Annotated in this window: 26 protein-coding genes and 1 pseudogene; 14 read left to right on the forward strand and 13 right to left on the reverse strand. The window is 72.4% G+C overall.

Translation table 11 applies throughout. The features are described from left to right. Positions 1–7: 7 nt before the first annotated feature. The 6 genes and pseudogenes from ABD785_RS32180 to ABD785_RS32205 form a co-directional block, all read left to right on the forward strand. The gene (locus ABD785_RS32180) at positions 8–991 is read left to right on the forward strand and encodes an SDR family NAD(P)-dependent oxidoreductase (RefSeq protein WP_344835809.1); all 984 of its coding nucleotides are present in this window, start codon (positions 8–10) and stop codon (positions 989–991) included. 13 nt (positions 992–1,004) lie between these two features. After that, positions 1,005–1,712: a nucleotidyltransferase family protein gene (locus tag ABD785_RS32185; RefSeq protein ID WP_344835811.1), complete on the forward strand. Its 708-nt coding sequence runs from the start codon at positions 1,005–1,007 to the stop codon at positions 1,710–1,712. A 4-nt stretch (positions 1,713–1,716) separates the two neighbouring features. Next, entirely contained in the window at positions 1,717–2,574 is an 858-nt protein-coding gene (locus tag ABD785_RS32190) for an NAD-dependent epimerase/dehydratase family protein (RefSeq protein ID WP_344835813.1), read from the forward strand. Continuing rightward, positions 2,568–3,305, forward strand: a complete 738-nt coding sequence (locus tag ABD785_RS32195; RefSeq protein WP_344835816.1) for a spherulation-specific family 4 protein — start codon at positions 2,568–2,570, stop codon at positions 3,303–3,305. Before ABD785_RS32190 ends, ABD785_RS32195 begins: the two co-directional genes overlap by 7 nt. A gap of 89 nt (positions 3,306–3,394) precedes the next feature. Beyond that, on the forward strand, positions 3,395–4,135 hold the full coding sequence (locus ABD785_RS32200) for an endo alpha-1,4 polygalactosaminidase (RefSeq protein WP_344835817.1): 741 nt from the start codon (positions 3,395–3,397) through the stop codon (positions 4,133–4,135). Between the two features lie 167 nt (positions 4,136–4,302). After that, positions 4,303–5,082, forward strand: a pseudogene (locus ABD785_RS32205) (AAA family ATPase); the annotation flags it as partial. A 1,717-nt stretch (positions 5,083–6,799) separates the two neighbouring features. Here the strand turns inward: ABD785_RS32205 and ABD785_RS32210 are convergent. Beyond that, complete coding sequence (locus tag ABD785_RS32210) at positions 6,800–7,210, reverse strand: STAS domain-containing protein (RefSeq protein ID WP_344835819.1); 411 nt, start codon at positions 7,208–7,210, stop codon at positions 6,800–6,802. 100 nt (positions 7,211–7,310) lie between these two features. Here ABD785_RS32210 and ABD785_RS32215 point away from each other — a divergent pair, with 100 nt between their 5' ends. Continuing rightward, entirely contained in the window at positions 7,311–8,012 is a 702-nt protein-coding gene (locus tag ABD785_RS32215; RefSeq protein ID WP_344835821.1) for an ANTAR domain-containing protein, read from the forward strand. A 28-nt stretch (positions 8,013–8,040) separates the two neighbouring features. Here ABD785_RS32215 and ABD785_RS32220 read toward each other — a convergent pair whose 3' ends face one another. The 5 genes from ABD785_RS32220 to ABD785_RS32240 all read right to left on the reverse strand — a co-directional run bounded on the left by ABD785_RS32220 (position 8,041) and on the right by ABD785_RS32240 (position 12,936). Next, complete coding sequence (locus ABD785_RS32220) at positions 8,041–9,267, reverse strand: cytochrome P450 (protein WP_344835823.1); 1,227 nt, start codon at positions 9,265–9,267, stop codon at positions 8,041–8,043. Then, positions 9,264–10,091: an alpha/beta fold hydrolase gene (locus tag ABD785_RS32225; protein WP_344835825.1), complete on the reverse strand. Its 828-nt coding sequence runs from the start codon at positions 10,089–10,091 to the stop codon at positions 9,264–9,266. Before ABD785_RS32225 ends, ABD785_RS32220 begins: the two co-directional genes overlap by 4 nt. Continuing rightward, a complete protein-coding gene (locus ABD785_RS32230) occupies positions 10,088–11,341 on the reverse strand; it encodes a glycosyltransferase (protein ID WP_344835827.1) in 1,254 nt (417 codons plus the stop codon). Before ABD785_RS32230 ends, ABD785_RS32225 begins: the two co-directional genes overlap by 4 nt. 103 nt (positions 11,342–11,444) lie before the next feature. Beyond that, positions 11,445–12,332 carry a ribonuclease Z gene (locus ABD785_RS32235; protein ID WP_344835829.1) on the reverse strand — a complete coding sequence of 296 codons (888 nt, stop codon included), beginning with the start codon at positions 12,330–12,332 and terminating at the stop codon, positions 11,445–11,447. A gap of 70 nt (positions 12,333–12,402) precedes the next feature. Then, positions 12,403–12,936: a hypothetical protein gene (locus ABD785_RS32240; RefSeq protein WP_344835831.1), complete on the reverse strand. Its 534-nt coding sequence runs from the start codon at positions 12,934–12,936 to the stop codon at positions 12,403–12,405. A gap of 182 nt (positions 12,937–13,118) precedes the next feature. Between ABD785_RS32240 and ABD785_RS32245 the strand changes: the two genes are divergently transcribed. Then, positions 13,119–14,276, forward strand: a complete 1,158-nt coding sequence (locus tag ABD785_RS32245; RefSeq protein ID WP_344835833.1) for a thiolase family protein — start codon at positions 13,119–13,121, stop codon at positions 14,274–14,276. Here ABD785_RS32245 and ABD785_RS32250 read toward each other — a convergent pair. Further along, complete coding sequence (locus tag ABD785_RS32250) at positions 14,273–14,824, reverse strand: dihydrofolate reductase family protein (RefSeq protein ID WP_344835835.1); 552 nt, start codon at positions 14,822–14,824, stop codon at positions 14,273–14,275. The genes ABD785_RS32245 and ABD785_RS32250 overlap by 4 nt on opposite strands. 147 nt (positions 14,825–14,971) lie before the next feature. On the opposite strand from ABD785_RS32250, the gene ABD785_RS32255 reads away from it, so the two are divergent. Then, a complete protein-coding gene (locus tag ABD785_RS32255; protein WP_344835837.1) occupies positions 14,972–15,586 on the forward strand; it encodes an MOSC domain-containing protein in 615 nt (204 codons plus the stop codon). A 69-nt stretch (positions 15,587–15,655) separates the two neighbouring features. Beyond that, a complete protein-coding gene (locus ABD785_RS32260; protein ID WP_344835838.1) occupies positions 15,656–15,895 on the forward strand; it encodes a hypothetical protein in 240 nt (79 codons plus the stop codon). Here ABD785_RS32260 and ABD785_RS32265 read toward each other — a convergent pair. The 3 genes from ABD785_RS32265 to mihF all read right to left on the reverse strand — a co-directional run bounded on the left by ABD785_RS32265 (position 15,892) and on the right by mihF (position 19,199). Further along, positions 15,892–16,539, reverse strand: a complete 648-nt coding sequence (locus ABD785_RS32265; RefSeq protein ID WP_344835839.1) for a hypothetical protein — start codon at positions 16,537–16,539, stop codon at positions 15,892–15,894. The two genes, ABD785_RS32260 and ABD785_RS32265, sit on opposite strands and share 4 nt — an antisense overlap. Before the next feature lie 102 nt (positions 16,540–16,641). Continuing rightward, positions 16,642–18,786, reverse strand: a complete 2,145-nt coding sequence (locus tag ABD785_RS32270) for an MMPL family transporter (protein WP_344835841.1) — start codon at positions 18,784–18,786, stop codon at positions 16,642–16,644. A gap of 107 nt (positions 18,787–18,893) precedes the next feature. Next, positions 18,894–19,199: an integration host factor, actinobacterial type gene (gene mihF, locus ABD785_RS32275; RefSeq protein ID WP_344835842.1), complete on the reverse strand. Its 306-nt coding sequence runs from the start codon at positions 19,197–19,199 to the stop codon at positions 18,894–18,896. A gap of 347 nt (positions 19,200–19,546) precedes the next feature. Here mihF and ABD785_RS32280 point away from each other — a divergent pair, with 347 nt between their 5' ends. Then, entirely contained in the window at positions 19,547–20,137 is a 591-nt protein-coding gene (locus ABD785_RS32280; RefSeq protein WP_344835844.1) for a helix-turn-helix domain-containing protein, read from the forward strand. 9 nt (positions 20,138–20,146) lie between these two features. Here the strand turns inward: ABD785_RS32280 and ABD785_RS32285 are convergent, their stop codons facing one another. Continuing rightward, a complete protein-coding gene (locus tag ABD785_RS32285) occupies positions 20,147–20,566 on the reverse strand; it encodes a winged helix-turn-helix transcriptional regulator (protein ID WP_344835846.1) in 420 nt (139 codons plus the stop codon). 79 nt (positions 20,567–20,645) lie between these two features. Here ABD785_RS32285 and ABD785_RS32290 point away from each other — a divergent pair, with 79 nt between their 5' ends. Next, on the forward strand, positions 20,646–22,055 hold the full coding sequence (locus ABD785_RS32290; protein ID WP_344835848.1) for an MFS transporter: 1,410 nt from the start codon (positions 20,646–20,648) through the stop codon (positions 22,053–22,055). A gap of 2 nt (positions 22,056–22,057) precedes the next feature. Here the strand turns inward: ABD785_RS32290 and ABD785_RS32295 are convergent, their stop codons facing one another. Further along, positions 22,058–23,134, reverse strand: coding sequence for an SLAC1 family transporter (locus ABD785_RS32295; protein ID WP_344835849.1), 1,077 nt, complete (start codon positions 23,132–23,134; stop codon positions 22,058–22,060). 70 nt (positions 23,135–23,204) lie between these two features. Here ABD785_RS32295 and ABD785_RS32300 point away from each other — a divergent pair, with 70 nt between their 5' ends. After that, positions 23,205–24,098 (forward strand): LysR family transcriptional regulator, encoded by an 894-nt coding sequence (locus ABD785_RS32300; protein WP_344835850.1) that lies wholly within the window; start codon positions 23,205–23,207, stop codon positions 24,096–24,098. 24 nt (positions 24,099–24,122) lie between these two features. Here the strand turns inward: ABD785_RS32300 and ABD785_RS32305 are convergent, their stop codons facing one another. Continuing rightward, a complete protein-coding gene (locus ABD785_RS32305) occupies positions 24,123–24,329 on the reverse strand; it encodes a DUF4287 domain-containing protein (RefSeq protein ID WP_344835851.1) in 207 nt (68 codons plus the stop codon). A 96-nt stretch (positions 24,330–24,425) separates the two neighbouring features. Here ABD785_RS32305 and ABD785_RS32310 point away from each other — a divergent pair, with 96 nt between their 5' ends. After that, complete coding sequence (locus ABD785_RS32310; protein WP_344835853.1) at positions 24,426–25,214, forward strand: thaumatin family protein; 789 nt, start codon at positions 24,426–24,428, stop codon at positions 25,212–25,214. The last annotated feature ends 982 nt before the right edge of the window (positions 25,215–26,196 follow it).

Here is a 26,196-nt window from a genome sequence, read left to right on the forward strand (position 1 = left end):
TTCGGCAATGGAATCACTCGTCGCGGTCACGGGGGCCGACGGGTTCATCGGCTCCCATCTCGTGGAACTGCTCGTGCAGCGGGGCCATCGGGTCAGGGCGCTCGCCCAGTACAACTCGTTCGGGTCATGGGGCTGGCTCGACACCCTCGATCCCGAGGTGATGGCGCAGGTGGAGGTGCAGCTCGGCGACGTCCGCGATCCCGGGTCGATGCGCGCCCTCGTGGACGGCGCGCAGGCGGTCCACCATCTCGCGGCGCTCATCGCGATCCCGTACTCCTACCAGGCGCCGCGCTCCTACGTGGAGACCAACGTGCTCGGCACCATGAACGTGCTGGAGGCCTGCCGGGACGCGGAGACGCCGCGGATCGTCCACACCTCCACCTCGGAGACCTACGGGACGGCCCTCACCGTGCCGATCGCCGAGACCCACCCGCTCCAGACCCAGTCGCCCTACGCGGCGTCCAAGGCCGGGGGCGACAAGCTCGCCGAGTCCTACCACCTGTCGTTCGGGCTGCCCGTGGTGACGCTGCGGCCGTTCAACACCTTCGGGCCGCGGCAGTCGGCGCGGGCGTTCATCCCGACCGTCATCTCCCAGATCGCGGCGGGCGCCACGACCGTCAAGGTCGGCTCGCTCGAACCGACCCGCGACTTCACCTTCGTCAAGGACACCGCCGCCGCCTTCTACGCCGCGGCCACCACGGACGGCATCGAGGGCGGGCTGTTCAACGCGGGCGTCGGCGGCGAGGTCTCGATGGGCGAGCTCGCCGAGACGATCGCGGCGACCATGGGGCGCGACGTCGAGTTCGTCTCCGAGACCCAGCGGCGGCGCCCGGCCGGCTCCGAGGTCCTGCGGCTGGTCTGCGACAGCTCGAAGTTCCAGGCGGCGACCGGCTGGAAGCCCGCCCACACCCTCGAGGACGGTCTCGCCGAGACCATCACCTGGCTGACCGGCAACCTCGACCGCTACCGCCCCGGCGTCTACGCCGTCTGAGAGGACGACTCCCATGCACGCTGTGATCCTCGCGGGCGGCAAGGGCGTGCGCCTGCGCCCCTACACCTCCACGCTGCCCAAGCCGCTGGTCCCGATCGGCGACCAGTACTCGATCCTGGAGATCGTCCTCAAGCAGCTCAGCAGCCAGGGCTTCACGACCGTCACCCTGGCGATCGGCCATCTCGGCCACCTCATCCGCTCCTACGTCGGCGACGGCTCCCGCTGGGGCCTGGAGATCGACTACCGGACGGAGGAGAGCCCGCTCGGCACGATGGGCCCGCTGCTCTCCCTGGAGGATCTCCCCGAGGACTTCCTGGTCATGAACGGCGACATCCTGACCGATCTGTGCTTCGGCGAGCTGCTCGCCACGCACCGCGCGGCCGGGGCCCCGCTGTCGGTCGCGACCTACCGCCGCGAAGTGAAGATCGACTTCGGGGTGCTGACGACGACCGGCGGAAGGATCCGGGAGTTCGCGGAGAAACCGACCCTCGACTACCGGGTCAGCATGGGCGTGTACGCCCTGAACAGGAAGGTTCTGTCCCGGTACACCCCCGGGCTGCCGCTGGGCTTCGACGAGCTGGTCCTGGATCTGCTCGCCGACGGCACCTGGCCGCTGGACTATGCCTTCGACGGCTACTGGCTGGACATCGGCCGTCCCGACGACTATGACCGTGCCAACGCCGAGTTCGACGCCCTGCGTCCCGTCCTGCTTCCGGAGTGACCCTTTGAAGCCCCTGCTCGTTCTCGGAGCGACCGGATTCATCGGACGGCACGTGGCCTCCCGGGCCGGTGACCGGGAGGTCGTCACGACCTCCCGGCGGCCCGGCGCGGCCGACCTCCGTCTCGATCTGCTCGACGGCGACGCGCTGCGCGAGGCGCTGCGCGTCGTCCGCCCGCACGCGGTCATCAACTGCGCGGGGGCGGTCGCCGGCTCGGTCTCCTGCCTCGTCGAGGGCAACGTGACGACCGTCGCCACCCTGGCGGAGGTCGTCGGGGACACCCGGGTGGTGCATCTCGGCTCGTCCGCCGAGTACGGCAGGGTCACCGAGGGCGTCCCGATCACCGAGCGGGACGAGCCCCAGCCCGTGGGCGCCTACGGGGTCACCAAGCTGGCGGGCACCGCGCTGGCCCGCCGGCTGCCGAACGGGGTGGTCCTGCGGGTGTTCAACCCGTTCGGGCCCGGTTCGCCGCGGACCTCGCTGATGGGCGAGGTCGCCACTCAGCTCGGCTCCGGCGAGACCGAGATCAGGACCGGGGACCTCGGCGCGGTCCGTGACTACGTGGACGTCCGAGACGTCGCCGACGCCGCCATCGCGGCGGCCGAGGCCGAGGTCACGGGCGTGCTCAACATCGGCAGCGGCACCGCCACGCTCTCCCGCGACCTGGTCACCGATCTCGTCTCGCTCGTCCCCGGACGGACCCTGGCCGAGGTCAGGTCCGGTTCGGAGCGTTCGGCGGCGGTGCCCTGGCACCGGGCCGACATCACGGCCGCGACCGCCGCGCTCGGCTGGAAGCCGCTCTACCCGAGGACGGCCAGCGTCGGCGACCTGTGGCGCTCCTGGTGCGAGGAGGAAGGATGCTGAGCCGGCGCACGGTGCTCCGCGCGGGGGCGATCTCGGCGGCGTTGGGGATGGCCTCGCCGCGGGCCGCCCGCCCGGACGCGGCGATCGTCCCGGCCTACTTCGGCCCCGACTACTTCCCGGCCGAGTGGGAGCTGCTGGCCGATCCGCGGATCTACGCGGTGATCCTCAACGTGGCGAACGGCCCGGGTGACGCGCCGAACCCGGTGTTCGCCGCGGCCGTCCGCCGGATCGAGGAGCGCGGCGGGACGGTCGCGGGCTATGTCGACGTCGGCTACGGGAGGCGTGATCCCGCTCTCATCGAGGCCGACGTCCGGCGCTACCGGAGCTGGTACCACGTCGCCGACATCTTCTGCGACCAGGTGCCGGCCGGACCCGACATGCTGCCGATCATGCAGCAGGTCAGCGACCGGCTCCGGGGGGCGGACGCGGAGTTCATCGCCTTCAACCACGGCGTCTACCCCGATCCCGGCTACGGCGCGCTGGCGGACCTCCTCGTCACCTTCGAGGGCCCGCTCGCGAGCTACCCGGCGGTCCAGCCGCCGGCGTGGACCATGACCGGTCCGCGCCAGCGCTTCTGCCACCTGGTCTACGGCGTCGCCGAACCCGAGGTCGACGCCGTCCTCACCCTGGCCCGCCGGCGCAACACCGGTGTCGTCTACGTCACCGACCACACCGGATCCAATCCCTACGGCGGCTTGCCGTCCTACTTCCCGAGGCTGCTCACCCTGTGATCCGAAGCCTGCTCACGGCCGTCCTCCTTGCCACGGGGACGGCCTCCTGCATTCCTGAGGGGGCGGCGGAACCTCCGCCTCCGCCGCTTTTGCCCAAGCACGCGGGCCCGCCCGCCGAGAAGAAGGGGGAGCACCGGGAGCGCTGGAGCCCCGAGCCGGGCACGGCCTGGCAGTGGCAGCTCGACGTCCCGGTCGACCGGAGCGTGGACGTCCCGGTCTACGACATCGACGGCTTCGAGAACTCCGCCGCCGTCGTGGACGCCCTGCACGAACGCGGCCGAAAGGTGATCTGCTACATCTCGGTCGGTTCGGCCGAGAATTTCCGCCCCGACTACAAGGCCTTCCCGCCGGAGGTCATGGGCGAGTCCAACGGGTGGGAGGGCGAGCGCTGGCTCGACATCCGCCGCGTCGACGTGCTGAAGCCGATCATGGCCCGGCGGTTCGACATGTGCCGTGACAAGGGATTCGACGCCGTCGAGCCCGATCTCACCGACGCCTACGTCAACAAGACGGGCTTCCCGCTCACCGCCGCCGACCAACTCAAATACAACCGAATGATCGCAAAATTGGCCCATTTGCGCGGCTTGTCGGTGGGGCTGAAGAATGATCTCGACCAGATAAAGGAGCTCGTCCGGTACTTCGATTTCGCGGTCAATGAGGAGTGCGCGGAGTACGGTGAATGTGAGCGTCTGGAGCCCTTTGTGACCGCGGGGAAGGCCGTGCTGCACGTGGAGTACGCCCTGCCCCTCGGGAGGTTCTGCGGGAGGAAGGGCTTCAGTTCGATGCGCAAGCGCCTGGAGCTCGGTGCCTGGCGTGACCCTTGTCCATAATGTGAAAAGCGGGACGTGTGGGGTACCGGCCGGGACCGACCAGTGGAGGGTGATCCGTGGACACCGATCTGCGATTTTGCGTGCTGGGTCCGCTCCAGGCATGGCGCGGTGACGAGGCGATCCCGCTGGGCCCGCCCAAGCAGCGGCAGGTCCTGGCCCGGCTGCTGATGGCCGGTGGGGAGACCGTCGCCCGAGAGTCGCTGATCGCGGCGCTGTGGCCCGGCGGCGCCCCGCTGAGCGCGCACAAGGCCGTCCACGGATACGTCGGGCGGCTGCGGCGGCTCCTGGAACCGGGCCTCCCGCCGCGTGGGACGTCCCGGCTGCTGGTGAACGCCGACGGCGGCTACGCGCTGCGCGCGGGAAGGTCCGATCTCGCGGCGCTGGGCGCCCTCGCCGAGCAGGCCGCCGACGCCCGCCGCAGGGCCGACGCGGGCCGCGAGCGGCTGCTTCTCATCGAGGCGCTGGCGCAGCGGCGCGGCACCCTGCTGGAGGGCCTCGACCTCACGGCCTGGCCCGAGGCCGGGCGCCTCGACGTGGAGCTGAGGGAGACCTTCGACCGGCTCACCGCGCGGCTGCGCGAGCTGGACGCCGCCCTGGTCGGGCGCGACGTCGACCTGCGGTACCTGGCGGAGATCGTCCCCTCGTGGGGGGCGGTCACGCTGGTGGGCCCCGGCGGCGTCGGCAAGACCGCGCTGTCGCGCGAGCTGGCGGCGCGGCTCGGCGCCGGCTACCGGAGCGTGCTGCTGGTCGAACTCGGCCCGCTGCCGCCCGACGCCTCGCTCGACACCGCCGCCGAACTGGTCAGGACGGCATTGGGCGTCGAACGCGACCGGGACGGCGCGCTGCCCGCCGTGCTGCGCGCGCTGCGGACCGGCGACGTGCTGCTCGTGCTGGACAACGCTGAGCACCTCACCGGGGGAGCGCGCCAGGTCGTCGAGGAGATCGTGCGGACGGTCAGGACCGCGCACGCCAACGCCGGCGAGTCCGCCCATGTCGTGATCACCTCGCGGGTGCCGCTGGGCACGCCGGGAGAGCAGGTCTGGCGGGTCCCGACCCTGGCCACGAACGCCGCGGTCGAGCTGCTCCACGGACGCCCGAACGTCGTGGAGACACCGGTCATGGCCGAGCTCGTCGACGCGCTCGGCGGGCTGCCGCTCGCGATCGAGCTGGCGGGGGCGATGCTGCGCGACCTGCCCGCCGAGCGGATCCGCGACCACCTGGTCCGGCGGCGTGACCTGCACGAGGCGTTCGGCCTGCCCTGGCCGACCCTCGACTGGGTGCCCGATCTGCTGCCCGGACGGGAGCGGCTGCTGCTGAGCAGGCTGACGGTCTTCCCCGGCGGCGCCGGGCGGGAGGCCGTCCGGGAGGTCTGCTCGCATCCCCCGCTGACCGCGGAGGAGATCCCCGGGCTGCTCACCACCCTCGCCGAGGGCCGGCTGATCGGGCCCGACGGCGGTGTGCGGGCGGGCCTGCGCGACCTGTGCGCGGCCCGCGCCGACGACCTGGCGACCATGAAGGACCGGCATCTCGCGCACTGCCTGGTCGGCGCCTTCAACGGGCGGACCTCCTCCACCACCGACGCGCTGACGGCGCTGTCATGGGCGCTGCGGCCCGGCAGCGGGCCCGCGGCCGTCCAGGCGGGGGCCGAGCTGATCGACGCGGGCTGGCGGGTGTTCACCGACGGCGAGGCCGGGGCGGAGCCCGTCCTGGCCTGGACCCTGCGCGCCCTGGACCATCCGGCCGGGCTGCCGACCCACCTGTGCGGCCTGCTCAACCTGCGGGCCGGCCGCCTCCAGATGCGGATGGGACGCCCTGCCAAGGCCCGCCCGCACTTCGACCGGGCGGTGACCCTGTTCGACCTCGGCGCCGAGGGGCTGCGCCGCCGGGCCGAGGTGCTGCGCCATCTGGTCGCGCTCGATCTGACCGAGGCCCATCCGAGCATCGAGGTCCTCGTGACGAGCGCGGCCGCCGAGGCGCGGGCCTCCGGCGACGTCCGCGCGCTGACCGGGAGCCTGCCCTTCCTCGCCCTGGCCTTCGCCTGGCTGGGCCGTGACGAGCAGGCTCTGGCGCTGGTGGGCGAGGCCGAGGCGGCGGGGCGGCTGGCCCATCCGGAGCACGCGGCCTTCGTGTACCTGCGCACCGGCCGGCCCGCCGAGACCCTCGCCCGCACGGCCGCGCTGACCGGCCGCGGCGGCCTCGTGGGCGCCCAGGCCCTGCTCGCGGAGGGCTGGGCGCTGATGGTCCAGGGCGATCTGCCGGGCGCCCGGGCGGCGCTGCACCGGGGCGAGGACCGGATCCGCCGCTCCCAGACGCTGGCCGTGCTGCCCGACTTCCAGGAGGCGTTCGCGCACGCGGCCCGGCTCGGCGGCGACCTCGACGAGGCCTGGTCGCACACCCTGCGCGGGCTGCGCCGCTGCGTCGAGCAGCAGGACGTGCTGACCGGCACCCGGCTGGCGTTCCTGACGCTGGACCTGGCCCGGTACGACCACCGGCGGGCCGCCGAGATCGCCGCGACGGTCCGCGAGGTGCGGCTGCGGACGAACCTGCCCGCCTGGCCCTACCCCGACTCCGAGGTGGCGCGGTGGGAGCACGAGCTGGGCGCGGTGGAGACGCCGCCGTCCGGCTGGTACCCCTCGGTGGTCTCCGAGCTCCTGGCCCGGCTGCTCACCCTGGCACTGGACGACCGTCCTCGGGCCGAACCGCCGCCCCGTGAGGTCCGTCTGCTCCAGCCCGTAGTGCTCGCAGTGCCCGCCGCAGATCGGGATGGGCGGGAAGAGCCTGATCGAGCCCGGTCAGCGTGAACACGTTGGCGAGCCGCCCCCGCAACCCGACGAGGTGAAGGGGGACGGGCCGGGCGGCGGCGTCCTTGATGGCGACGGCGAAGACGTTCAGCCCGGCGGCGTCGCAGAACCCGACCCCCGAGACGTCCAGCAGCACGGGCTCCTCGGCGAGCGCGATCGTGGCGGAGAGCCTGGAGCGCAGGACGGGCGCGCTGCCGAGGTCGATCTCACCGTCCAGCACCACCAGATGGCAGCCGCCGAGACGCCGGTCGCGAATGCTCAAGGTGCCGGTCATCGCTGTCCCCCGGGGTCGCTTCAAGGGACGGCCGCTTCTCTGGACCGCACGGTTCTCGTTTTTCAGGGTAGGGGAAGAACCCCCTGAAAGAGGAGAGGACATGACAGCCGTTCCGCTCCGCGAGTTCCGGGAGCTGACCCTGGCGCTCCTGGACGAAGACGATATGACGGCCGTCCTCGGCACGGTCACCGAGGCGGCCCACGAAATGGTGCCCGGCGCCGATCTCGTCAGCGTGACGCTGCGCGAGCGCGACGGCCACCTGTACACGCCCGCGCGGACCAGCCCGGTCGCCGCGGCCCTCGACCAGGTCCAGTACGACCACGACGACGGGCCGAGCGTCGAGGCGGCGCGCGCCCCCGGCTGCGGCTACCGGATGTCGGGGGACCTGTCGGCCGAGCGGAGCTGGCCCGCGTTCTCGGCCGCGACCTACCGGTACGGATACGCCTCGGTGCTGTCGGCGTCGCTGCTGCCCGCGCCGCCCCGGCTCGGTCTCGGCGGCGCCCTCACGATCTACGGACGGCGCAGGTACGGCCTCGACGGACGCTCCCGGGACATCGCCCTGCTCCTGGCCACGCACGCGTCGCTGGCCGTCGCCGCGACCCGGATCGCGGACCAGTTCCACCAGGCGATCGAGGCCCGCGACCTCATCGGCCAGGTCAAGGGCATCCTGATGGAACGCCGCGGGGTCTCGGCGGACGAGGCGTTCGCGCTGCTCAGCAGGGCCTCGCAGCATCTCAACATCAAGCTCTCCGAGCTGGCCTCGCGGCTCGCCGCCCAGCCCGGCGCCCTCGACCTCCTCTGACGCCCGAACGCCTCTGACGTCGGCGGTCTCAGGACAGATGGACGGGCAGGTACTCCAGGCCCCGCAGCATCGAGCCGGGGGACCGGTAGCGCGGCTCCCCGGTCAGGCGCATGTCGGGGAAGCGGCGCAGCAGCCTCGGGAAGAGGATCTCCGCCTGGAGCCTGGCCAGCGGGGCGCCCAGGCAGTAGTGGGCGCCCGCCGCGAAGCTGAGGGTCTGGATCGGGGCGCGGGCCACGTCGAACCGCTCCGGGTCGGGGCAGACCAGGGGATCCCGGTTCCCGGCCGCGAGCAGGCCGAACACGACCCCGCCGTCCGGGACGGGCGTCCCGGCGAGCTCGGTGTCGGCGTAGGCGGCCCTGACGACGAGCTGCACCGGCGACTCGTACCGCAGGATCTCCTCGGCCGCGCTCCTGGCCAGCGAGGGGTCCTCGCGCACCAGCCACGCCTGGTCGGGGTGCTCGATGAACAGGCGGCTGCCGAGCCCGACCATGCTGACGGGCGAGTCGAATCCGGCCCCGAACAGCAGGACCGCCTGGACGAGCGCCTCCTCCTCGTCCTCGCCGTGGTGCTTCACCAGGAACGTCAGGAGGTCGCGCTCCGGCTTCCTGCGGCGCTCGTCGAGGAGCGCGGCGAACCCGTCGACGAGGCCCGTCCCGGCTTCGATCTCGGCGGCGCGCTGCCGGGCGGAGGCCATCGGCTCGAAGACCGTCCCCGCGGCGCGGGCCAGCCGGCCCAGTTCCAGGGCGACGGAGCCGGGCATGCCGAGGGCCTCGCCGATCGTCAGGGCGGTGAACGGCAGCGCCAGCGCCTCCTCGAGGTCGACCTCGCCGCCCAGCCTGTCCAGGATCGCGTCGGCGGCCCGCTCGATCGCGGCGCGGTGGCCCTCGGTGCGGCGCGGGGTGAAGTCCTTGAAGACCAGGTCCCGGCGCGTCCGGTGGTCCGCGCCGTGCTTGAACGCCATCGAGGTGTACATGACGCGGGTGAAGCGGTGGCCGTGCCAGCCGGGCGACAGCAGGTCGAGGTGGCCGGGGGTCAGCGGGCCGAACTCCTTGCGCCGCAGCAGTTCCGAGACCTCGGCGTGGGTGGCCGCGACATAGGTGGCGGCGAGCCCGGGCAGCCGGATCGTGTGGAACGGCGCGATCTCGCGCAGCCGCCGGTACATCGGGTAGGGGTCGGCGAGCGGACGCGGCCGGATCATCCTGAGGAAGATCCGCAGTGCTTCCTGGGACAGGTTCTCCGGGGCCAGGACGGTCATGCCGGGACCTCCACGCTCGACCACAGCTCCAGGAGCGCGGCGATGGTCTCGGCGGGCGTCTCCAGGCTCGGGCTGTGCGCCGCGCCCTTGAAGACCACCTCCCGCGAGCCGAGCCGCTCGGCCATGGCGTGGTAGGTGTCCTGCGACCACAGGCGCCGGTCGCGGGAGCCGTAGGCCGTCAGCACCGGCACTCCGCTGTCGCGCAGGGCTTCGGTGAGGTCGGGGGCGGCCCGCATGGACAGCGACGTCCCCTGCACGAACGCGTGGTTCATGGTGGCGAGCTTGTTCTGCCAGAACTCGCCGAGGATCACGTCGTCCTTGGGAAGCAGCCGCCGGACGGTCGGCCACAGGTTCATCAGGCCGCCGTCGGAGAGCATCTTGTCGACGGCGAGCCACATGGCCTTGTGCCGCAGCTCCCGCAGGTGCGGGCCGGTGCACAGCAGGGTCAGGCTGAGCGCCTGCCCGGGGGCGTCCAGGACGGCGTGCCGGGCGACCAGACCGCCCAGGCAGTGGCCGACGTAGTGGACGCGCCGCCCGTCCACGAGCTCGGCGAGGTCGTCGGCGAGAAGGGCGATCTCGTAGTCGGACGCGGAGCTCAGGCCGTCGCCGCCGAACTGGTCGACGTAGTCGTAGGCCCAGCAGTCGTATCCGGCGGCGGCGAGCTCCGGCATGACCAGCCGGTAGTCCTCCTTCGTCCCGAAGTAGCCGCATGTCATGACGACCGTGGCCCGGGTGTTCACGGCCGGGTGGTGGAGGGCCTTGACGGTCCCGCGCCGGGTGCGCAGCGTGTGCCGTTCGAAGGTGCCGGGCAGGGGCAGGATCATCGCTGGACCGCCAGTTTCGGCTGAAGGAGCTCGGTCAGGAGGGCGACGGCGCGGCCGGTGCCGTCCTCGAGGCGGATCCGGCGGCCCAGGTCCTGGGCGCGGTAGCGGATCTCCTCGTCGTGCAGCACCTGGTCGAGCGCGGGCGCGAGGGTGCGCGCGGAGATCGCCCGCAGCCTCGGTGCCTTCGGCGCGACCCCGAGGTCGCGCATGCGCCGGGCCCAGAACGGCTGGTCGATGCCCACGGGGGTGATGACCTGCGGGATCCCGCACGTGGCGGCGGTGCCCGTGGTGCCGGCGCCGCCGTGGTGGACGACGGCCGCGCACCGCGGGAAGAGCCAGTCGTGCGGGACGGACCGGATGACGTGCAGCCGGTCGGTGCTGGTGATCCCGCGCATCCCCTTGTAGCCGCCGGAGATCAGGGCCCGGGCCCCGACCCGCCCGGCCGCCTCGGCGACGGCCGCGGCCGTGCCCTGCGGGTCCTTGAGGGGGGTGCTGCCGAAGCCGATGAAGATCGGGGGCTCTCCGGCGTCGAGGAACTCGCGCAGACGGCGTCCGGGCAGGTGCTCCCTGGCCCCGAGGTTCCAGTAGCCGGTGATGTGCGCCGCCGCCGGCCAGTCGTTCGGGCGGGGCAGCACGTGCGCGCTGAACGCGTGCAGGACCGTCGCGGGCTCTCCGCCGGGCCGCAGCAGCGGGTCCCGCCAGCCGGGCCTGCGCGGCAGGTCGAGCGTCTCGTGCCGCCAGCGGTCCAGGTCGCCGCCCCACTGGGAGCGGACCAGCCGCGAGGCCATCCGGTAGGACGCCCGCGGGAACGGCACGGGCATCGCCCACACCGGCGAGGGAAAGGCGCGGGTGGGCAGCGCCGCGGGCGTCGGCAGCGCGACCACGGACCTGGCCCCCGCGAACTCGGCCAGGTGGTGGCCGATGGGCAGCAGCGGATGGTGGACGACCACGTCGAACTCGCCCCGGGCGGCCGCGTGGGCGGCGTCGAGGGCGTCGGGCGCGATCCGGCCGAGAGCGCGGGCGAACCGCAGGAACTGCCGGACGCCGTGGGCGTCCTCGATCGCGTCGGAGACCTTGAGCATGTCCAGGCCGAGCGGCGCGAAGGGGATCTCATGCGCCTCGGCGAGCCCCTGGAAGAGCTGCGGGGCGGCGAGCAGAACCTCGTGCCCGCCCTTCCTGAGCCGGTCCGCCAGCGCCACGAACGGCTGGACGTCGCCCTGCGACCCGACCGTCAGCAACAACGCCTTCATGTGAGCTGAGCCCCCTTAGATTGTCACCGAAAGTAATGACACTGGTGCGGAGGATCAACGCGGCGCTGTTAACGGAAGGGTCCCTCTATGGGAAAACCCGGTCTCAGCCGGTCCTTCTCCTCGGTACGGGGACCCGGAGGAGGTCGGTGGCCAGGACGGTGTCGTCGAAACCGGCCTGTTCCAGGAAGAGCGGGTCGTCGGCCGCGGTGTAGCGCTCGGAGAAGTGGGTGAGGAGCAGCCGGCGGACCCCGCAGGCGCGGGCGACCTCGCCCGCCTGGCGGGCGGTGAGATGGCCGCGGTCGTGCGCCTCGGCGGTCTCGGAGTCCAGGTAGGTGGACTCGATGACGAGCAGGTCGGCGTCCCTGGCGAGCTCGTAGACGTTGTCGCACAGGCGGGTGTCCATGACGAAGGCGAACTTCTGGCCGCGCCGGACGGTCGTGACCTCCTCCAGGAGCGGTCCGGTCAGCTCGCGGACCGCGGGCCCGTGGATGCCGTGCTCGCGGAGCTTCGCGGGGAGGAAGGCGCGGGAGTCGGGCTCCTCGAGGCGGTAGCCGTAGGCGTCGAGGCCGTGCTCCAGCGGGCGGGCCGACAGGGTGAAGCCGGGGCCGTCGAACGTCACGAGGTCGCCTTCGAGGGGGCGTTCGACGAGGTCGGGCCTGCCCCAGTAGGGGGTGGCGTCGCGCAGCCGCTCCCAGTACGCGTGGCCGCTGGCGGGATAGGTCACCGTGACGGGATGGGCGACGCCGTCGCGGCCGAGCCGCTGGACGATGCCGGGCGCTCCGAGGCAGTGGTCGCCGTGCATGTGGGTGATGCACAGCCAGTCGAGGTCGTTGGCGGCGGCACCGGCGAACGACATCTGCCGCTGCGTGCCCTCTCCGGGGTCGAAGAGCAGGCCGTGGCCGTCCCAGCGCAGGAGGTAGCCGTTGTGGTTGCGGCGGCGGGTGGGAACCGCGCTGGCGGTGCCCAGGACGACCAGTTCGCGTTGGGACATGAGCGGTATTGTCCCGGACGCGTTCCGCGCGGTGGGCCGGGCGCCCGCGCCCGGCCCGGGGCCGCCCGCGTCAGAGGAACGCGGGGGCGAGGACCAGGCGGGGCGAGACGACGGTGCCGTCGTCGAGCGGAACGATCCAGCCGTCCCGGTAGAGGGCCAGCAGCGCCAGATGAAGATCGTCGATCTCCGCGAAGGCGTGGACGTGGCACTCGTGGACGAAGGTCGCCTCGTGGCCGAAGGTCTCGATGCCCTGGAAGTCGGCGGAGACGGCCTCGATGACGGCCAGGTCGGCCGGGATGAAGTCGCCGTAGCGCTCCAGGATCGACCAGGCGTAGCGCTCGCCCTCCTCCCAGTCGGCCACCCAGTCGGTGACCCACTGCAGGTCGAGGAACTCCTCGCGGTTCCACACGACGCCGGCGACGGACCGCCAGGCCACGCCGCCCTGCGGATCGGCCGCGGCGGCGAGCTGTTCCAGCGTGAGGGACGGCTCGGCGGGCACCAGCCGGAAAACGTCAGGATCATAGGTGTCGCCGAGCGGTGTCCGCTCGTGCGTGCAGCGCCAGCGCGGCCTCAAAACCTGCCGCCCGGCCCACGATCTGCCCATCGCAACCCCCGATAGCGAAGCCCGTTCAGGACGCGACGATCCTAGACAGGACGAACTGATCACGCGCCCCCTGTCCAGCAGATAAGACGAATCAGCACGTGTGGTTTACCTCACCCTTATCAACCGTGACCACAAATAGTACGATCGTTCGTACTGGCAAGTAGCCCATGAGGAGGCCCGTCATGCGGGACGCAGTGATCGTCGAAGCCGTACGAACCCCGGTCGGCAAGGGCAGGCCCGATGGGGCCCTGCACGGCATCCACCCCGTCGACCTGCTGGGGCGCACGTTCCGGGCGCTGATCGAGCGTTCCGGTGTCGACCCCGCGCTGATCGACGACGTCATCAGCGGAACCGTCTCCCAGGTCGCCGAGCAGGCCGCGAACACCACGCGTTACGCCTGGCTCGGCGCGGGCCTGCCGGAGTCGGTGCCCGCCACCACGATCGACCGGCAGTGCGGGTCGTCCCAGCAGGCCGTCCACTTCGCGGCGCAGGGCGTCATCTCCGGCGCCTACGACCTGGTGGTGGCGAGCGGGCTCGAGTCCATGAGCCGGGTGCCGATGGGGTCGAACGTCCTGGCCGGGAGCGACCCCTTCGGGCCGACGCTCGCGGCTCGCTACCCCGACGGGCTGGTGCCGCAGGGCGTCAGCGCCGAGCTGATCGCCGCCCGGTGGGGCCTGAGCCGCGAGGAGCAGGACCTGTTCGCGCTGTCCTCGCACCAGAAGGCCGCCGCGGCGTCGTTCGCCAAGGAGATCGTGCCGATCGACGGCGTCTCGGTCGACGGGTCGGTGCGGCCCTCGACCAGCCTGGAGGCGCTCGCCGCGCTCCGGCCGGCGTTCGAGCGGCCCTTCTACGCCGAGCGGTTCCCCGAGATCCGCTGGTCGGTGACGGCCGGCAACAGCAGCCCGATCAACGACGGGGCGGCGGCGCTGCTCATCACCACCTCCGAGTACGCGGCCCGGCTCGGCCTCACCCCCAGGGCCCGGCTGCACAGCTTCGCCGTCACCGGCTCCGACCCGCTGCTGATGCTGACGGGCGTCGTCCCGGCGACGGAGAAGGTCCTGCGGCGGGCCGGGCTGTCGCTCGGCGACATCGACCTGTTCGAGGTCAACGAGGCGTTCGCGAGCGTCGTCCTGGCATGGCTGCGCGACACCGGCGCCGACCCGGCCAAGGTCAACGTCAAGGGCGGCGCCATCGCGCTCGGCCACCCCCTCGGCGCGAGCGGCGCCCGCATCATGACCACGCTCGTCAACGCGATGGAGGAACGCGGCGCACGCTACGCCCTCCAGACCATGTGCGAGGCCGGCGGCCTCGCCAACGCCACCGTCCTCGAACGCCTCTAGACCGGGCGATAGCGGACGTTGACCGCTGCGGTCGGCTCGTCGCCCTCCACGTGCTGGAGCCGGATCGGCGGGCCGCCCGGAGCGTGGTGCAGGCGGATGCCGTCGCCGAGCAGGACGGGCGCGATGTGCAGATCGATCTCGTCGATGAGCCCGCGTTCCAGCAGCTGGCCGCCGATGCTCGGCGAGAAGACCTCGAGGTTCTTTCCCTTCGCCGCCTCGAGGCCGATCCGGGCGGCCTCGGCGACGTCGCAGTCCAGGAACGTGACGCCCGGCGCGGGCTCGGCGTCCTCGGGATGATGGGTGAGGACGAAGATGGGCCCCTCCCAGGAGCCTCCGTAGGGGCGGGCCCCGTTGATGACGTCCCAGCCGTCGCGGCCGCCGAGGACGGCCCCGGTCGTCGCGGTGTACTCCGCGACGAGCCCGGGCCGGAACGTCATGCCGGTCATCCAGTCCATGGAGTGCCCGGGACCGGCGACGTATCCGTCCAGGGACATCGTGAAGTGCCAGAGAACCTTGCCGTCCGCGGTCCGCGGCCCCGTGTCGTCCATGCGTCCACGGTAGGGCCCCTCGGCCCGCTCCCACGGCGCTTAGGGGCTGTTTCAAAGTCAACTGCCCTACTGCGCGGCGCCCAGGCACGCACCTGGACGCCGCTCGCCACGGGCGCCGACTTTGAAACAGCCCCTAGGGTCGGCGGTATGGGAATCGTCGTTTCGGTGAACGTGGGGCGGGTCAGGGACGTCGAATGGGGGCCTTCGGCGATCGACAAGAGGCCGGTTGCGGGGCCGGTGGCCATCAATGAGCTGGGGCTCGACGGGGACGAGCAGGCCGACCGGCGGAACCACGGGGGGCCGGATCAGGCGGTCTACGCCTACGCGCGGGAGGATCTCGACCACTTCGAGGGCGAGCTGGGGCGCGAACTGCGCGACGGGAGGTTCGGGGAGAACCTGACGCTGCGCGGCGTCGACGTGAACGGCGCCCTGCTCGGCGAGCGCTGGCGGGTCGGCGGAGCGCTGCTGGAGGTCCGGTCGCCGCGCGTCCCCTGCGGCAAGTTCAAGGCCTGGCTGGACGAGCGCGGCTGGGTGAAGCGGTTCGCGGCCGAGGGGCGGCCCGGCGCCTACTTCCGGGTGCTCGAGACGGGGACGATCGGCGCGGGGGACTCCGTCGAGATCGTCGACCGCCCGGATGGGGGCGTCACGGTCGCGGAGTCGCTGCGCGCCTACTACGGCGACCGGGAGCTCCTGCGGCGGATCGTCGCCCTCGAACGGCGCTCGGCCAAGTGGGACGCCGTCGCCGAGCACTACGGCGCATGACCGCATGTTGACGCCGATCTTGCCATGATCGGGGTTTCGCACAGTGATCGCCTGGATACCTAAACGGGCATGGTCGACGCCGCGAGCAGGCTGCTTCGGGACGTCGCGTGCTGGTACCTCGGGGAGGCCGGCCGCGAGCGTCTGAAGCCCTGCCCCGACACGGCGCGGATCCGCGACTGGGAGACCCGCTGCGACTTCGTGCTCCTCGAGCGCGACCTCCTCGACATGGCCGACGCCGCCGAGCTGGACCGCATCCTCGTCCACTACACGGCCGTCCTCACCCAGCTCATCGACGACTACCGCGGCTAGCCGAGCAGCTTGGGGAGCAGGCAGCCCAGGAGCCTGGTGAGGATGCCGGGGCACGGGTCCGGCGCGTCCTGGGACGGGGCCGTGGAAGGGCCTGGGCGCGGCGGGCGGTGCGGGTGGGGCTTCGGCGAGGGCGCCGCCTGCTCGGGTGCCGGGGACGGGGCCGCCTGGGGCGCGCTCTGGTGGGCGGGCTCGGGGCGCGGCTGCGGAGTGGTGGTGGCCGGGGCGGGGTCCAGGGCAGGATCGGGGACGTGCGGGTCATGGCCGTCGGGTGCGGGCTGCGCGGGTGCGGGCTGCGCGGGTGCGGGCTGCGCGGGGGAGGGGCCCGGCCGTCCCGGGACGAGCGGTGCCGTGTCGGCGGAGTAGGGGACGGCCGGAGCCGGAGCCGGGGTCGCGGGACCCGGGCTCACCGGGGTCGGGATGCGCAGATCGCGCGGCGGCGAGGAGGACGGCGCCGGCGGCTCGGGTGCGGCGGTCGCGTAGGGGTCAGGGGCCGCCTGGGCGTACTCCAGCGGCGGCGTCACGGACGGTCCGCGGCCGAGGGTCCCGCTCGCGGCCCAGGCCGTCACGGCGAGGACGGGGACGAAGGCCGACAGGGCCAGCCTCCTGCGCTGGGGGGACGGGCGCGACGCTGCGTGTCTGCTCACCGGCCGAGAGTCGCACGATGGGCCCGAATCGGCCCGGAGATATTCACTTTTGGTTCTCGATCTGATCAACCCGGAGTGAGCGGTCCCCGACTCTGGGGAGTGTCAGGTCCCCTCTCGCCGGGACCGTTCCTGCTCGGGCATGGTCTTGGCCTCGACCAGGGGAGCGTCGTGGACGGGGGCGTCGCCGTGCCCCGGCCACCAGGCCTTGTGGCCGAGCAGCACCGTGATCGCGGGCACGAGGAACAGCGACATCACGAACGCCGACAGCAGCACGCCCATCGCGACCGAGGTGCCGATCTCCTGCATGGCGTCGGAGCTGGCCAGCAGGAACGTCCCGAAGCTGCCCGCGAGGATCAGCCCGGCCGAGGCGATGGTCGGGGCCGCCTGCCGGAAGGCGTTGACCACGCCCTCGCGCGGCGGATGGCCCGCCCGCGCCTCCTCGCGGAGCCTGGCGATCATGAGGATGTTGTAGTCGGTGCCGAGGGCCACCACGAACAGGTACACCAGCAGCGGCAGCATGAAGATGACGCCGCTGTGCCCCAGGATGTGCTGGAACACCAGCACGGACGCCCCGATGGTGCCGAGGAAGCTCAGCACGACCGCGAGGATCAGGTAGACGGGCGCGACCATGCTGCGCAGCAGCAGCCCCAGGACGATCGCGATGAGCAGTCCCGCGACGGGGAAGATGATGGCGTAGTCGCGGTTCATGGCCGACTGGAGGTCGGTGAAGATGGCCGTGGCGCCGCCGACGAAGGCCTGCTTCCCCGCGGGCGTCGCGCCGTCGACGGCATCGCGCAGCGGCTCGATCGTGTCCATCGCGGCGGTCGACAGCGGGTTGGTGGCGAGCTGGACCTCGACCAGCGCGGTCTTCTTGTCGGCGCTGTAGACCGGCTCGCCGACCGCGCCGATGCCGGGCACCTTCTCGGCCGCGTCGCTCACCCTGGTGACCTCGGCGGGGTCGAGCGGCTGCGGCGCGGTGACGTAGAGCTGGGTCACCTGCTGGGCGCCCGGCGGGAAGCCCTTGCCCAGCGCGACGAGACCGTCCGCGGACTCGGTCCCCTTCGGCGCGGAGGCCAGGTCGAAGTTCGGCTGGTAGCCGGACGCCAGCACGGCGAAGGCCGCCAGCACCAGTCCCGACACCAGCGCGACCACGCCGGGACGGCGGCCGATGACCGCGCCGATCCGCCCGGCCGTCCTGCCCTCGGGCTCGCGCATCCAGTTCTTGGACGGCCAGAACACCTTCGGCCCCAGCAGCGACACCACCGCGGGGATGAGCGTGAGCGCCGCCACGAGCGTCGTGGCGATGCCGATGGACATCGAGGGCCCGAGCGACTTCAGCATGCCCAGGGAGGCCAGCAGGAGCGCGAGGAAGGCGATGATGACCGCGGCGGCGGCGCTGGTGATGACCTCGCCGACCTTGTGGACGGCGTTGACCATCGCGGTCTTGGAGTCCTCGCCGGCGCGCAGCCGTTCCCGGTAGCGGAAGAGCAGGAACAGGATGTAGTCCGTCCCGATGCCCAGCAGGACGATCGGCATCAGCGACTGCGTGGTGTTGTCGGCCTTCAGATCGAAGATCTTGTTGACGGTGCCGATGAGCGCGAACGCGACCATCATCACCAGGCCGACCGTCACGAGCGGCAGCAGCGCCGCGATGACCGCGCGGAAGGTGAGCAGCAGCAGGATGACGATGACGATCGCGGTCGCCGTGAGCGTCACGGAGTCGCTCTTCTTGAACGACTCCTCGGAGTCGGAGTTGACCGCCGCGTCGCCCGTCACGTAGGTCTTCAGATCGCCCTGGACCCTGCCCAGCTCGTCGCGGATCGTCTTGACGCCCTCGGTGACCTCGGCGTCGCCGAAGGCGTTCTCCGAGGCGAACCGGATCGGCAGCATCGCGACCTTCTTGTTCGGCGACACCGGGCCCATCGTCACCGAGGTGACGCCCTTGATGTGGGCGTCGTCCAGTCCCTTGGCCATGGCGGCGGCCTTGGCCTGGTCGGCGGCGGTGAGCGGCTGCCCGTCGGCGCGGGTGACGACGACGAACGCGCTCGTGCCCTTGTCCTGCGGGAACGCCCGCGCCTGCAGATCGACCGCCTGCACCGAGCCGTACTTCTCGGGCAGGAAGTCGGTCTGCTCGTTGCTGACCTCGAACTTCGGGGCGAAGGACACCAGCAGGACCGCCGTGACGATCCACGCGAGGATCACCCACCAGCGGTACCTCACGACGAACCGGCCGATACTCAGGAACATGCTGACGATCGTAACAATGAGTGATCGTCGGGCTACTTCGCGGGGTGCGGGAGCGAAAAGACCCCGCCGCCCTGGCAAGGGCGGCGGGGTCTTCCGGGGTCGAGCGGCTAGCCGATCTCGGCCAGCAGCTTGGCGCGCTGCTGCTCGCCCAGGCCGCCCACGCGGCGGTTCTCGTCGATCCCGAGCTTCTCGATGAGGGCGGAAACCTTCGCGGGGCCGTAGCCCGGGAGCGCCTTCAGGACCTGGACCACCTTGGTCTTCTTCGCCACGGTGTCGTCCCGGGAAAGCACGTCGCCCAGGCTGAGCGACCCGCTCTTCAGCGCGGCCAGCAGCTCACTGCGGGCCTTGCGGGCTTCCTGGGCCTTGGCGAGAGCTTCGGCCCGCTGCTCGGGGGTCAGCGTCGGCAGAGCCATCGGATTTCTCCTCGTTGTTGTCGTACCACCAGCGCCGACGGCGCGGGCGTTGCGACCCATCATGGCGAATCAGACCGACAGATGCCGAACTGAGCTGGGGATTAGTTGGATTTCGAGCTACTCGGTGACCGGTCGTGGTCGTGACCGGCGTGCTGTTCGAGCCGTGCGGCGACGGCGAGCGCACGCAGAGACACGCTCCTGACGTGCGGCTTCGTGCTCGATCGTTCCTGACGCTTGATAACGGTGTTCATGGTCGCCTCCCTCGATGGACCTCTGGCGGACCTTCTGCAACGGGTATAACAGCGACCGAGTTGGATTATTCCTGACCTGAACGATTTGATGGGTTCATGGACGACGAGATCAGCCGGTCCCTGGCCGAGGTCGGCCCCCGGTTGCGGCGGCTCAGGACCGAGCGGGGCGTCACCCTGACGGCGCTGTCCGAGGCGACCGGGATCTCCAAGAGCACGCTGTCGCGCCTGGAGTCGGGGCAGCGGCGGCCGAGCCTGGAGCTGCTCCTGCCGCTCGCCAAGGCCCACCGGATCCCGCTGGACGACCTCGTGGGCGCCCCGGAGACCGGCGATCCGCGCGTCCGGCTCACGCCCCGCGCCTTCCACGGGCGCACCGTGGTGCCGCTGACCCGGCGGCAGCCCGGCAACGGCCTCACCGCATGGAAGATCATCATTCCGCCGGGGCGGTCCGTGCCGGAGACGCGCACCCACGAGGGCTACGAGTGGCTGTTCGTCCTCGACGGCACGCTGAGGCTGGTCCTCGGCGACCGCGACCTCACCCTCGTGCCCGGCGAGGCCGCCGAGTTCGACACCCGGCTCCCGCACTGGTTCGGCTCGACCGGGGACGGGCCGGTGGAGGTCCTCAGCCTCTTCGGGCCGCAGGGTGAGCGGGTGCACACCAAGGCCCGTCCGGCGGGCGGCACGGGCTGACGATCCCGGTCAGCCGGGGGTGCGGGCGTCGTACTCGGCGCGGGCGACGGCCACGCAGGAACTGTGGCGCAGCGACCAGTTGGTGAGGGTGAGCATCGCCTCGTAGAGCTCCAGCGCCATCGGCGTGGCCTCGTACTCGACCTTCGGCGGGACGGTCGGATGGACGGTCCTGGTCAGCAGGCCGTCGCGCTCCAGGTTGCGGAGGGTGAGGGTGAGCATCCGGCGGCTCACGCCCTGGATGAGGCGCTCCAGCTCGGTGAAGCGGATCGGGCCCCGCGAGGTCGCGACGATGATCTGGATGGCCCACTTGCCCGCGATCTTGTCGAGGATCTCGCGCGGCGGGATCGGGCACTGGCCGGACTCGATCATCGCCTGGGCGTCCTCGAGCGTCCTGAGCTGCTCCGTAACAGCGGTGTTCCCCTGTGACATGAAAGTGCCTTCTTTCGCTCCCGTCGAAGGTTACACATCATGGGCTCCGTTACAAAGAGTGCACCAAGGGAGCCTGATCATGAAGACGTCCAAGTGGGCGGCGCTCGCGCTGCTGGCGACGACCCAGTTCGTCCTGATCCTCGATCTGACGATCGTCGGGATCGCGCTGCCGCCGATGGGCCGGGACCTCGACCTGGACTCCGCGGGCCTGTCGTGGATGACGACCGCCTACTCGCTCGTGTTCGGCGGGCTGCTGCTGCTCGGCGGCCGGCTGGCCGACACGCTCGGGCGGCGGCGGGTGTTCGTCGCGGGGATGGCGATGTTCGCTGCGGCGTCGCTGGCCGGTGGGGCCGCCTCGACCGGTGAGATGGTCATCGCGGTCCGGGCCGTGCAGGGGCTGGCCGGAGCCCTGGTCGCCCCGGCGGCGCTGTCGCTCGTGATGACCATCTTCAAGGACGATCCGGCGCTGGCGCGGGCCATGGGGATCTGGGGCGCGGTCGGCGGCGTCGGGGGCGCCGCCGGGGTGGTGCTCGGCGGGGTGCTGACCGACGCGTTCGGCTGGCGGTCGGTGTTCTTCGTGAACGTGCCGGTCGGCGCGGCCGTCGCGGTGCTGGCCCTCGTGCTGCTGCCCGAGGCGCGGTCGGCGGCGCCGCGGCGCGGGTTCGACCTCGCGGGGGCGGTCACCTCCACGACCGGGCTCGGCCTGCTCACCTACGCGCTGGTCGACGCGGCCGAGTCCGGCTGGGCGTCGGGGCCCGTCCTGGCCGCGGCGGCCGCGGCCGTCGCGCTGCTGGCGCTGTTCCTGGTCCTGGAGTCGCGTTCGGCGAACCCGCTCATGCCGCTGACCATCTTCCGCAATCCGCCGCTGCGGGCGGGCAACCTGCTGATGTTCCTGGTCCCGGCCGCCATGCAGCCCGTCTTCTTCCTGCTCACCCTCTACACCCAGCAGATCCTCGGCTACACCCCGACCGAGTCCGGCCTCTCGATCGCGGCCATCGCGGTGGCGATCGCGCTGACGGCGTCGCTGGCCGGGGGGCGGGCCGTGGAACGGTTCGGGATCAGGGCGACGGCCGTCGCGGGACTGGGGCTCCTGCTGGGCGGCGCGCTCCTGTACCTCCGGCTGGCGGTCGGAGGGAGCTTCGCGGGCGTCCTGCTGGCGCCGGAGATCATCACCGGTGTCGGGTTCGGGCTGTTCGTGGTCGCCGCGACGGTCGCCGCCACCAGCGGGGTCTCGGGCGAGGAGGCGGGGCTGGCCTCGGGGCTGGTCAACGTCGCGCAGCAGACCGGTATCTCGGTCGGGACGGCGCTGATCGTCGCCGTGGCCGCGGCCGTGACCGGCGGCTCCACCCGTCCGGCCGATCTGGTCGAGGGGTACCACGCGGGCATCGGCGTCGCGGTCGCGATCCTCGCCGTCGGGCTCGTGGCCGCGGCGGTCCTTCTTCCGCGCCGTCCGCGGGTCGCCGAGCCCGCGCTGGTGCCCGCGGCCTGAACTCAGGCCCCGGCCGGGACCGTCCCGGCCGGGGCCTCCCGCGCGACCAGGCCGCGCAGGGTGCGGGCCGCGACCGTCGCCCAGACGGTGGCCAGGGCCGCGAAGAGCAGGACGGCGGCGAAGGGGACGGCGGGGAGCGCGGTCAGGGACGCCAGGCCGGCGGCGCCGGTGGCGACGGTGCCGAGCGGGAAGACGAACGCCCACCAGGACAGCGAGAAGGGCAGGCCGCGGCGGGCGGTGCGCAGCGTCAGGACGGTCAGCGGGACGAGGCAGAGCAGGGCGAGGACCAGGGCGGGGACGGCGAAGCCGAGCGCGAGGGCGGTCCGGCCGGGATGGGCGTGGGCGAGGTGGGCCGCCGCGGTCGCCGACTGGCCGAGCGGGCCGAGGACGATCCACCAGGACGGGACGCTCGCCGCGGGTCCGGGACCGTCCTCGCGCAGCCGGCGCAGCGGCCCCGGCAGGACGAGACCCGCGCCGAGGACGCCCACGCCGAGCAGGACCAGGCACACGACCGTCATCGCCGTCCTGGCCGGGCCGCCGAGGAAGGGCAGGAACAGCGCTCCGCAGGCCGCCGACACCACCGGCGGGACCACCGGCATCAACCGGGTGCCGTAGGGCTCCGGATCGCCGGGGGAGCGGCGGGCGGCGGCGACGGCCGGGACCGCGACGGCCGTGAGCAGGCCGAGCAGGGTGCCGAGCGTCCAGAGCGGCCAGGCGATCGCGAGGGCGGCCGTGCCGCCGAGCAGCGGCCGTCCGGACAGCAGGGCACCGGCGCCGACCGTCATCAGGGCCATCGGCGGGGCGCCCCAGAGCCGGGACGTCAGCGGGTGCACCGCCTGGGCGGCGGCCACGCCGGGGGAGAGCAGGAACTGCGCCGCCAGCAGCGCGCAGAGCCCCGTGAGCAGGGCCGCCGCGACCGTCCAGAGGACCGCGGCCGGAACGGTGAGCCCCTGCCCCGCGGCGGCGTTGGCGACGATTCCCGTGCCCATCACCGAGGCGAACCAGCCGGGCCCCACGCGCTCCCGCACCGGCACGGGGCGGGACTTCGGCGGGAGTGCGGGGCGTTCCAGGAGGTCCATGCCTCCAGGGTCGTCCGGCCGGGACGGACCCGGTAGCCGCCGCCGGACGAGGAGGTCATAGGTTCGGTCTATGACCCTGCCGGACGTCGCCCGCGATCTCGGGCCCTATGACCTGCTGCTCTCGGTCGCCGATCTCGGCAGCCTCGGCGCGGCGGCGCGGGCCCACGGGATCTCCCAGCCGTCGGCGAGCAGCCGGATCAGCACCCTGGAACGGCGGCTCGGGCTGCCGCTGCTCGACCGGTCCCCGCGCGGGTCGCGGCTCACCGCCGAGGGGATCCTCGCCGCCGAGTGGGCGCGGACCGCGGTCGCCGCCGCGCGGGCGCTGCACGACAACCTCACCTCGCTGCGCACCGCCCAGAACGCCCGGCTGACGGTCGCGGCCAGCATGACCGTCGCCGAGTACCTGCTGCCCCGGTGGCTGACCGCCCTCCGCGAGAGCTCCCCGGCGATCTCCGTGGCGCTCGTCACCGGGAACTCGCGGGAGGTCGCGGCGGCGGTCCTGGCGGGCGGCGCCGACCTGGGCTTCGTCGAGGGCCCGGATCTGCCGGACGGCCTCCGGGCGACGACCGTCGCGACCGACCGGCTCACCGTGGTCGTGGCGCCCGTCCATCCGTGGGCGCGGCGGCGCACCGGCATCACGGTCCTGGAGCTGGCCGCGACCCCGCTGATCACCCGGGAGGAGGGATCGGGCACCCGCGACTACCTCGACCGGGCGCTGCCCGCCCCCACCGCGCCGCTGATGGAACTGCCGTCGACGACGGCCATCAAGTCGGCCGTCGCGGCGGGGGCGGCGCCCGCGGTCCTCAGCTCGCTGGCCGTCGCCCCCGATCTGGCGGCGCGGACGCTGACGTCCGTGAAGGTGCGCGACCTGGACCTGACCCGGCCGCTGCGGCTCGTCGCGGCCGCCGGGCGTCCGCTGACCGGTCCGGCCCGCGATCTGGCGGCGGTGGCCGCCAGGGGGTGATGACCCCACGCCGCCCGCCGGAGGTCAGGCATCCTCGGCCTTGACGTAGGCGACGAGCGCGTTGGCGTGGCCGTGGCCGAGACCGTGCTCGGTCTTCAGCCAGGAGACGAGTTCCATGTGCTTGGTCAGCGGCGAGGCCCGGATGAGCTCCAGCCATTCGGGCACGGGGCGTCCGTACTTCTTCTCGATCGACGGGAAGTAGCTCGCGGGTCCTTTGACGTTCTCGGTCATGCCCGGATTCTGCCAGTGAGACGTCCGTTATGAAGGGGGCGGGAGGGCTTCGGGGTTTTCTGTTATCCGGAGGCACCCGGGGACGTCTCCTGAGGCATGGGAAACGGAACAGTCAAGGCGCGGCTTCTCGCCGTCCTCGTGAGCGTGCTCGCCGTCCTGGCCGGCGCGCCGGTGCCCACCGCGGAGGCGGCCCCCGTCCCCGCCGGGCACCGCAGGATCCAGGTGGTGAACCGCCTGCACCAGACGATCTGGGTGGCGGCGACGCCCAGCGCGCGGTATCCGACGAAGCGCACCGGCTGGGTCCTGAAGCCCGGCCGGAAGATCAACATAGACGTCCACAAGAAGTGGGGCGGCCGCATCTGGGGCCGGACCGGCTGCGCCTTCGACAAGAAGGGCCTCGGCCACTGCACGACCGGCGACTGCGGCGGCCGCTTCCAGTGCCGCGGCGGCGGCGCCACCCCCGCGACTCTCGCCGAACTGGCCCTCAGCGCCTGGAAGGGCATGGACTTCTACGACGTCAGCATGGTCGACGGCTCCAACCTCCCCATGTACATCAACATCAACCACACCAAGACAAAGGACCCCATCTCCGCCAAAGGTGTCTACAAGGGCCACAAGACCAGGCCCGTGAACTGCCCCAAGCGCATGCGCGTCAAGGGCGGCGCCTGCACCACCCCCTGCGCCGCCTTCGGCGGCGACGCCTACTGCTGCGAGGGCAGGTGGTCCGGCCGCGACAACTGCAAGCCCTGGAAATGGCCCGTCGACTACACCAAGGTCTTCAAACGAGCCGAGCCCTACGCCTACTCCTACGCCTACGACGACTCCGCCACCATGCCCTGCAAGGGCGCCTGCTACTACCGCATCACCTTCGGCATCACCCCCTGACCCACCCCGGCATCCGCCCCACGAGGCCGGCCCCGCCAAACCCGCACGAACCCCGCACCCCGGATCACGCCCCGTTCACAGCCCCACGCGGCTCTCCCGATGGCCCCGCACGCCCCTTCACACCGGGTCCGCACCCTCCGGACGGAGGGCCCGCCATCTGACGTGCGGGCGCCATCCGGCGGCCCGGTGGCCTGCCGCGTGGTGGCGGGGGGTTCCTTCGCGGCCCGCCTCCTGCGGACGGAGGTGCAAGGCGCGGGTCCTTCGCGGCCCGCTTCCTGCGGAAGGGACGGTCTGACGTGTGATGTGCGGGCGCCGTCCAGCGGCCCGGTGGCCTGCCGTGGGGTGGCGAGGGCCTTTCGCCTGCCGCTGGTCCCTGTGGATCGGCGGTCTGTCGTTCCGTGGCCGGTCGTGTGGCGCGCGGTTCCTTCGCGGTCGGCGTCCTGTGGACGGAGAGTCTGACCTGTGGTGTGCGGGCGTTGTCCGGCGGACCCATGGCCTGCCCTGCGGTGCGCGTGGGCCTTCGCGGGCCGCCGGTCCCTGTGGATCGGCGGTCCGTCGTTCCGCGGACGGCGGCGGCCGTCGGACCCTTGGTCCGCCCTGCGGTGCGCGGGCTTTTCGCCTGCCGGTGGTTCCTGCGGATCGACGGTCCGCTTTTCCGCGGCCGGTCGCGGGTCTTTCGTGCCTCACGTGCTGCGGAAGGGGCGGTCTGATGTTGGGTGCGCGGGCGCGTCGTGCGTGGGATCTCCGGTCTGTCGCGCTGTGCCTGAGCGGCTGCCTTCTGGCTCGGTGGTGGTCAGGGTGGGTCGTTTTCCTGGCTGCGGGCCGTCTGCCGTGTTCGTGCGGGACGGGTTCAGGGTGCTGGGGTGGGTGGGAGGCCGAGGAGGGCGGACAGGGCGTGGGGGGTGAAACCCACCGTTTTCGGGTCTGTGAGGGTGTAGGAGACCGCCGGGAGGGCGCCCTGGCCGTCGTAGAGGAGGGTGAA

This window comes from Actinocorallia longicatena (assembly GCF_039534125.1).
Lineage (GTDB): Bacteria > Actinomycetota > Actinomycetes > Streptosporangiales > Streptosporangiaceae > Actinocorallia > Actinocorallia longicatena.

Bases quoted from the DNA above. Each gene is read 5' to 3' on its own strand.
- ABD785_RS32195 (WP_344835816.1), top strand. From the start codon at position 2,568: ATGCTGAGCCGGCGCACGGTGCTCCGCGCGGGGGCGATCTCGGCGGCG.
- ABD785_RS32230 (WP_344835827.1), bottom strand. From the start codon at position 11,341: ATGAAGGCGTTGTTGCTGACGGTCGGGTCGCAGGGCGACGTCCAGCCG.
- ABD785_RS32185 (WP_344835811.1), top strand. From the start codon at position 1,005: ATGCACGCTGTGATCCTCGCGGGCGGCAAGGGCGTGCGCCTGCGCCCC.
- mihF (WP_344835842.1), bottom strand. From the start codon at position 19,199: ATGGCTCTGCCGACGCTGACCCCCGAGCAGCGGGCCGAAGCTCTCGCC.
- ABD785_RS32225 (WP_344835825.1), bottom strand. From the start codon at position 10,091: ATGATCCTGCCCCTGCCCGGCACCTTCGAACGGCACACGCTGCGCACC.
- ABD785_RS32290 (WP_344835848.1), top strand. From the start codon at position 20,646: ATGAAGACGTCCAAGTGGGCGGCGCTCGCGCTGCTGGCGACGACCCAG.
- ABD785_RS32235 (WP_344835829.1), bottom strand. From the start codon at position 12,332: ATGTCCCAACGCGAACTGGTCGTCCTGGGCACCGCCAGCGCGGTTCCC.
- ABD785_RS32295 (WP_344835849.1), bottom strand. From the start codon at position 23,134: ATGGACCTCCTGGAACGCCCCGCACTCCCGCCGAAGTCCCGCCCCGTG.
- ABD785_RS32215 (WP_344835821.1), top strand. From the start codon at position 7,311: ATGACAGCCGTTCCGCTCCGCGAGTTCCGGGAGCTGACCCTGGCGCTC.
- ABD785_RS32180 (WP_344835809.1), top strand. From the start codon at position 8: ATGGAATCACTCGTCGCGGTCACGGGGGCCGACGGGTTCATCGGCTCC.
- ABD785_RS32310 (WP_344835853.1), top strand. From the start codon at position 24,426: ATGGGAAACGGAACAGTCAAGGCGCGGCTTCTCGCCGTCCTCGTGAGC.
- ABD785_RS32280 (WP_344835844.1), top strand. From the start codon at position 19,547: ATGGACGACGAGATCAGCCGGTCCCTGGCCGAGGTCGGCCCCCGGTTG.
- ABD785_RS32270 (WP_344835841.1), bottom strand. From the start codon at position 18,786: ATGTTCCTGAGTATCGGCCGGTTCGTCGTGAGGTACCGCTGGTGGGTG.
- ABD785_RS32260 (WP_344835838.1), top strand. From the start codon at position 15,656: ATGGTCGACGCCGCGAGCAGGCTGCTTCGGGACGTCGCGTGCTGGTAC.
- ABD785_RS32300 (WP_344835850.1), top strand. From the start codon at position 23,205: ATGACCCTGCCGGACGTCGCCCGCGATCTCGGGCCCTATGACCTGCTG.
- ABD785_RS32210 (WP_344835819.1), bottom strand. From the start codon at position 7,210: ATGACCGGCACCTTGAGCATTCGCGACCGGCGTCTCGGCGGCTGCCAT.
- ABD785_RS32250 (WP_344835835.1), bottom strand. From the start codon at position 14,824: ATGGACGACACGGGGCCGCGGACCGCGGACGGCAAGGTTCTCTGGCAC.
- ABD785_RS32255 (WP_344835837.1), top strand. From the start codon at position 14,972: ATGGGAATCGTCGTTTCGGTGAACGTGGGGCGGGTCAGGGACGTCGAA.
- ABD785_RS32240 (WP_344835831.1), bottom strand. From the start codon at position 12,936: ATGGGCAGATCGTGGGCCGGGCGGCAGGTTTTGAGGCCGCGCTGGCGC.
- ABD785_RS32245 (WP_344835833.1), top strand. From the start codon at position 13,119: ATGCGGGACGCAGTGATCGTCGAAGCCGTACGAACCCCGGTCGGCAAG.
- ABD785_RS32305 (WP_344835851.1), bottom strand. From the start codon at position 24,329: ATGACCGAGAACGTCAAAGGACCCGCGAGCTACTTCCCGTCGATCGAG.
- ABD785_RS32285 (WP_344835846.1), bottom strand. From the start codon at position 20,566: ATGTCACAGGGGAACACCGCTGTTACGGAGCAGCTCAGGACGCTCGAG.
- ABD785_RS32220 (WP_344835823.1), bottom strand. From the start codon at position 9,267: ATGACCGTCCTGGCCCCGGAGAACCTGTCCCAGGAAGCACTGCGGATC.